Here is a 5,831-nt window from a genome sequence, read left to right on the forward strand (position 1 = left end):
GCCGGAGGGGGTAGCGTGGCGCCGGGCCGTGAGACCCCCCTCAGTCCGGAGTTTATCCTCGGGCGGCCACTTCGCGCGACCCGGGGCGACAGCGCCACTAAAGGGGGGCCTCTAGCGCGCCGCTCAGGGCTTCAGCGTCCGTCTGGAAGCGCGCACGCTCCAAGGCGGAGGGCGGCCAGGGGCCGCCCGCGCACAGGGCGCCGGGTAGATCCTCCCCCGGAAGGGGGAGGTGTCGCGCGAGCGACGGAGGGGGAAGTCGGCCGGCGTCGGGATCACGTCCCCCTCCGGCCCTCCGGGCCACCTCCCCCTTCAGGGGGAGGATCTGGAAAATGCGAGGCCTGCCCTTGTGACGGGAAGACGGTGAGTGGGTATCGGCCGCGCCCGATCCTCCGCGTGAGCCAAAAAAACCCCAACAAATTCAACCATCTGAAACTTTCTCGCCCCCGCCCATCAGACGCGCCCAAACCGCTCCCATACTCAATCCCACCTGACGGCACGGGAAGGGCGCTCGGCCGGCGACTGTAGCGGCTGTCAGGGGTGGTCGAGCGGGATCAGAGGGCGGGGGACGTAAACCCGCCCATCGGGGACTGGCCAAGGTCTCCGCCCGTCCGAAGGTTCGCTCCGGGTCCCCGGGACCATCGTGGCTTGCAGCCCCAGGGCTGGGTCTGGTGTCGAAGGGGAACAGCCCGGGTGGGGCAAAAGGCTGAACCAGGCCTGCGCGCCCCGGCCAGAGGGATAACGACCACGCGGAGCGTTCGTCCTCGTCGAAACGGTACTTCCAAACTCACAATCCGGGCGAGGCCCGGGCGCTTCGCGACCCTTCCCATCCCCTCGCAGCCCAGGCGTGAGGTCGTCCGGTCGCGCCTGGCCCGGAAGGCCGTGCGTGCGCCAGCGTGCTTTGCTGGAATCGAGATGAATCAACGACGTTAGACACTGGGGATGATATCCTTCCCGCGTTCATGTTTCACCGTCGGGTCGGACGCGCGTGGGCTTCGACCGATATGGCTTTCGTTTCGCGGGCCTCTCGGCGCACCTGAAAGGCCTTTCGTGGCCGATTCCGATTTTTCCACCCCGCTCGATGGCTCTGATCTGGCCTTCGCCCTGATTGAATCCTCGCAGGCCGCGGCGCTGCTGCTGAACGGAAATCTCGTCGTCGTGGCGGCCAGCGACTCGTTCTATCGCGCCTTCAAGCTGGACGCCGCCCAGGTGATCGGACGCATGGCGACCGATATCGGCCACGGCGAATGGGCCGTGCCGCAGCTGCGGTCGCTGCTCAACGCCACCGCCTCGGGATCGGCGGCCATCGACGCCTATGAGATGGACCTCAAGGGCGAGCACGGGGCCAATCGACGCCTGGTCCTGCACGCCCAGAAGCTGGACTATGGCCTTGAGGACGCGCCGGTCCGCCTCTTGCTGACCGTCATCGACGTCACCGCCGCGCGGGGCATCGAGAAGCTCAAGGATGAGTTGCTGCTCGGCAAGGCCGCCGCCCTCCAGGAGGTGGAGCACCGGGTCGCCAACAGTCTGCAGATCATCGCCAGCGTCATCCTGCAGAGCGCCAAGAAGGTGCAGTCCAAGGACGGCAAGGACCAACTGCGCGACGCCCATCGTCACGTGATGTCGGTCGCGGCCCTGCAACAACAGCTGTCGACCTCGCGGATCGGCGAGGTGGCCTTGCGGCCCTATTTCGTCCAGCTGTGCGAGAGCCTTGGGGCCTCGATGATCCAGGATCATGACCGGGTCACCCTGACGGCCGATATCGATGGCAGCGTGGTCGATGCCAGCGTTTCGGTCAGCCTGGGCCTGCTGGTGACCGAACTGGCGATCAATTCGCTCAAGCATGCCTTTCCCAAGGGTCGAAAGGGCGCGATCGTCGTCGCCTACAGGGCCGAGCCGACCGGCTGGGTGCTCTGTGTGCGCGATGACGGCGTCGGCATGCCGGCCGACCCGGCCAAGGCCAAGCCGGGGCTGGGAACCAGCATCGTCCAGGCCCTGGCCAAGCAGTTGCAGGCCAAGGTCGAGGTGGTCGACAACCAGCCGGGAACCAAGGTCTCGATCATTCACACGGCCACTCAGCACCTGGCCGCTCAGCCGGCGGTTTGATCGCGGCGCGGCTCGCCAGGTCGCGATGACCCGTTGCCTGAAACATGCCTCTAGAACCGGGACAAATCCCCAACGGGCGCACGAAATTGACGTTGAAGGCGGCTAATACGGGTGAATAGTCCACGCTGAGGCCTTTCCCGTTGGGCCGGTGTGAGCTAATCCCACCCCTCCTCTTCGAAAGGGCGTGCGTCATGACCAGGAAACCCGACGGCAGCTGGGACAAGTCCAAACTGCCCAGCCGGCATGTGACCGAAGGCCCGGCCCGCGCGCCGCACCGCTCCTATTATTACGCCATGGGCCTGGGCACCCGCGAGATCGCCCAGCCCTTCGTCGGCGTCGCCTCCTGCTGGAACGAGGCGGCCCCCTGCAACACCGCCCTGATGCGCCAGGCCCATGCGGTCTCGGTCGGGGTCAAGCAGGCCGGCGGCACGCCGCGCGAATTCTGCACCATCACCGTCACCGACGGCATCGCCATGGGCCATGAGGGCATGCGCAGCTCGCTGGTCAGCCGCGACGTGATCGCCGACTCGGTCGAGCTGACCATGCGCGGCCACGGCTATGACGCCCTGGTCGGCGTCGCCGGCTGCGACAAGAGCCTGCCCGGCATGATGATGGCCATGCTGCGCCTCAACGTGCCCAGCGTCTTCCTCTATGGCGGCTCCATCCTGCCGGGCCGCTTCGAGGGCCGCGACATCACCGTCATGGACGTGTTCGAGGGCGTCGGGGCCTTCGCGGCCGGCAAGATGGACGAGAAGACCCTGTGCGAGCTGGAGAAGCACGCCTGTCCGTCGGACGGGGCCTGCGGCGGCCAGTTCACCGCCAACACCATGGCCTGCGTGTCGGAAGCCATCGGCCTGGCCCTGCCGCTGTCCTCGGCCCTGCCGGCGCCCTATCTCGACCGCGACCAGTACGCCATCGCCTCGGGCGAGGCGGTGATGCGGCTGATCGAGCAGAACATCCGGCCGCGCGACATCTGCACCCGCAAGGCCTTCGAGAACGCCGCCGTCGTCGTCGCCGCCACCGGCGGTTCGACCAACGGCGCCCTGCACCTGCCGGCCATGGCCCATGAGTGCGGCATCGAATTCACCCTCAAGGACGTGGCCGAGATCGCCGCCCGCACCCCCTATATCGCCGACCTCAAGCCCGGCGGCCGCTATGTGGCCAAGGACATGGGCGAGGCCGGCGGCGTGCCGATGCTGCTGCGCACCCTGCTGGACGCCGGCCTGCTGCACGGCGACGTCATGACCGTGACCGGCAAGACCCTGGCCGAGAACCTGGCCGACGTCGTCTGGCGCGACGACCAGGACGTGATCCGTCCCGTCTCCGATCCCCTGTCGCCGACCGGCGGCGTGGTCGGGCTCTGGGGCTCGCTGGCCCCCGAGGGCGGCATCGTCAAGGTGGCCGGCCTCAAGCACCAGGTGCACCGCGGCCCGGCCCGGGTGTTCGACGGCGAGCAGGCCTGTTTCGACGCGGTCGAGGCGCGCGACTACAAGGAAGGCGACGTCCTGGTCATCCGCTATGAAGGCCCCAAGGGCGGGCCGGGCATGCGCGAGATGCTGTCGACCACCGCCGCCATCTACGGCCAGGGCGTCGAGAACATCGCCCTGATCACCGACGGCCGGTTCTCGGGAGCGACGCGCGGCCTGTGCATCGGCCATGTCGGGCCCGAGGCCGCCGCCGGCGGGCCGATCGCCCTGGTCCAGGACGGCGACATCATCAGCATCGACGCCACCAAGGGGACGATCGACCTGGAGGTTTCGCCCGAGGAGCTGGCCCGCCGCAAGGCCGACTGGACGCCGCGCACGACCAACTACAACAGCGGCGCGATCTGGAAGTTCGCCCAGCTGGTCGGCCCGGCCTATCTGGGGGCCACCACCCATCCGGGCGCGGCCGCCGAGACCCACGTCTACGCCGACATCTGACGGCGGTTTTCGCCGGCCGGGTTGGCCGTCCAAGCGATGCGAAGGGGAGGCGGGCTAGTACCGCTTCTTCTTCGGATCGTCCTTGATCGCCTTCTCGAAGCGGGCCTCGACGGACTGTTCGAAGCCGCTGGCCGGGACCAGCCGGCGGTCCATCGACAGGGCCCCCGGCGTCTCGGTCGAGGGGATCGCCGCCGCCGTCACCGCGGAGGCGGGACGCGGCACGGCGAGCTCCGGCGTATCGCGGGGCCGGGCGATCCACAGCGCGGCCTCCTCGCTGCTGACCACCCCGTCGAGATTGAGGTCAGCGGGCTTGAGGGCCAGGGTCTGGGCGAGGACCGGCAAGGGCGCCGCCAGGGCGAGGCCCGCGACCAGGGCGAACAGGCGAGACGTCATGGGCGGGCTCCGGGGCTGATCCTGATCCTGAGCCCAGGGCGGATCGCAGGCAAGTCCCGGCGCTAGTCCTCATCCCCGTCGAACGGCAGCTCCACCTGCGGGCCCCGCGGCGGACGCGCGGCCTTGGAGACCGGCTTGTAGGGGCGGTCGAGGTCGAGGTCGGCATCGCCGTCGGTCTCATCGTCCCACGGCGGATCGTCGGCGTCGGGGCCGTCGTCGATGTCGTCGAACAGCGGGGCGGTGGCGGGCGGCCTGGCGACGGCCGGCGCTGCGGCGGGCGGGCGACGCGTCACCTCGGGTTCCGGGCCGGCCGGGGCGGCGGGCGTCGGCGCCGCACGCGGAGCCAGGGGGCGGCGAACGATGGCCTCGGCTCTCGCCAGCCAGCGATTGGCCTCCTGGATGGCGTCGGCCGGCGAGCGGGCCTCGCGGTGCTGCTCGTCGCCGTTGAGCCAGAGGTCCAGCTCGAAGTCAGGATGGCGGGGATCATCGAAGATCAGCCGCAGGGTCACCTGCTTGGCCTGCGACACCACCTGGTCGAGGGCGCGGCGGGGCTCGCCCCGGAACACCCGGCCGATCACCTGACCGTCCACGGACAGCTCGGCCCCCATCAACTCGTCGATGCGATAGACCAGGCACCAGGCGCCGCTGTCCCAGGCCACGGCGGCCAGGTTCGAGGCGAAGGTGAAGCCCGCGCCGCGTCCCCGGCCCTTGGCCAGGATCACCACCTCGGGATCGCCCTTCAGCACGTGCCGCAGGGCCCGGCGGATGCCCGGTCCTCGTCGCTGAACCAGATGGCCGCGCTGCCCAGGAAGGTCACGGCCGACCCGGCGATGGTGACCAGCAAAAGGATGCGCCAGAACTCGCTCATGCGGTCAGGCTACCGAGAGTCCCGTGATCGCGACAGGGGGGCAGGACGCGAGGCTAGAGGGAAAGTTCCGCCACCACCGGCACGTGGTCCGAGGGCTTTTTCCCTGTTCGCGTTCGTCGCGATGGATCTCGCCACCCCCGTCAGCCGGTCGGCGGCCTGGGGCGACAGCAGCAGATGGTCGGATGCGGATGCCCAGATTGCGCGGCCAGGCGCCGGCCTGATAGTCCCAGAAGGTATAGCCGCCCGGCGCGCCGTCGACCTGCATATAGGCGTCGGTCAGGCCGAGATTCTTCAGGGCCCTGAACGCGGCGCGGCTTTCCGGCTGGAACAGGGCGTCGCCCAGCCAGGCGGCGGATTGGCCACGTCCTCGCTCTCGGGAATGACATTGTAATCGCCGGCGATGACCAGCGGCTCTTCCAACGCCAGCAGCCCCTGGGCGTGGGCCTGGAGCCGTCGCATCCAGGCCAGCTTGTAGGCGAATTTCTCGGTCCCGATCGGATTGCCGTTGGGCAATAGATGCCGACCATGCGGAAAGGAGCGGCGCG

General features: G+C 69.1%; 5 protein-coding genes and 1 pseudogene. 2 read left to right on the forward strand and 4 right to left on the reverse strand.

Annotation, left to right across the window (positions count from 1 at the left end):
- Nucleotides 1-1,047 precede the first annotated feature (1,047 nt).
- Nucleotides 1,048-2,103, forward strand: a complete 1,056-nt coding sequence (locus CSW58_RS08275) for a sensor histidine kinase (RefSeq protein WP_236627725.1) — start codon at nucleotides 1,048-1,050, stop codon at nucleotides 2,101-2,103.
- A 191-nt stretch (nucleotides 2,104-2,294) separates the two neighbouring features.
- Nucleotides 2,295-4,025 carry a dihydroxy-acid dehydratase gene (gene ilvD, locus CSW58_RS08280; protein WP_099446976.1) on the forward strand — a complete coding sequence of 577 codons (1,731 nt, stop codon included), beginning with the start codon at nucleotides 2,295-2,297 and terminating at the stop codon, nucleotides 4,023-4,025.
- A gap of 54 nt (nucleotides 4,026-4,079) precedes the next feature.
- On the opposite strand, the gene CSW58_RS08285 is transcribed toward ilvD, so the two are convergent.
- The 4 genes and pseudogenes from CSW58_RS08285 to CSW58_RS08295 form a co-directional block, all read right to left on the reverse strand.
- A complete protein-coding gene (locus CSW58_RS08285) occupies nucleotides 4,080-4,418 on the reverse strand; it encodes a hypothetical protein (RefSeq protein WP_099446977.1) in 339 nt (112 codons plus the stop codon).
- A gap of 62 nt (nucleotides 4,419-4,480) precedes the next feature.
- On the reverse strand, nucleotides 4,481-5,164 hold the full coding sequence (locus CSW58_RS08290) for a hypothetical protein (RefSeq protein WP_369825121.1): 684 nt from the start codon (nucleotides 5,162-5,164) through the stop codon (nucleotides 4,481-4,483).
- On the reverse strand, nucleotides 5,158-5,286 hold the full coding sequence (locus tag CSW58_RS16170; protein WP_369825122.1) for a hypothetical protein: 129 nt from the start codon (nucleotides 5,284-5,286) through the stop codon (nucleotides 5,158-5,160). The genes CSW58_RS08290 and CSW58_RS16170 overlap by 7 nt, the downstream gene beginning before the upstream one ends.
- 53 nt (nucleotides 5,287-5,339) lie before the next feature.
- Nucleotides 5,340-5,831: pseudogene (locus CSW58_RS08295) on the reverse strand (exodeoxyribonuclease III); the annotation flags it as partial.

Origin of the sequence: Caulobacter sp. B11 (genome assembly GCF_002737765.1) — a bacterium.
In the GTDB taxonomy this organism is placed as follows: Bacteria; Pseudomonadota; Alphaproteobacteria; order Caulobacterales; family Caulobacteraceae; genus Caulobacter.

What these genes read in the sequence shown, in the direction of transcription:
- ilvD (WP_099446976.1), top strand. Translation starts at nt 2,295, where the DNA reads ATGACCAGGAAACCCGACGGCAGCTGGGACAAGTCCAAACTGCCCAGC.
- CSW58_RS08285 (WP_099446977.1), bottom strand. Translation starts at nt 4,418, where the DNA reads ATGACGTCTCGCCTGTTCGCCCTGGTCGCGGGCCTCGCCCTGGCGGCG.
- CSW58_RS16170 (WP_369825122.1), bottom strand. Translation starts at nt 5,286, where the DNA reads ATGAGCGAGTTCTGGCGCATCCTTTTGCTGGTCACCATCGCCGGGTCG.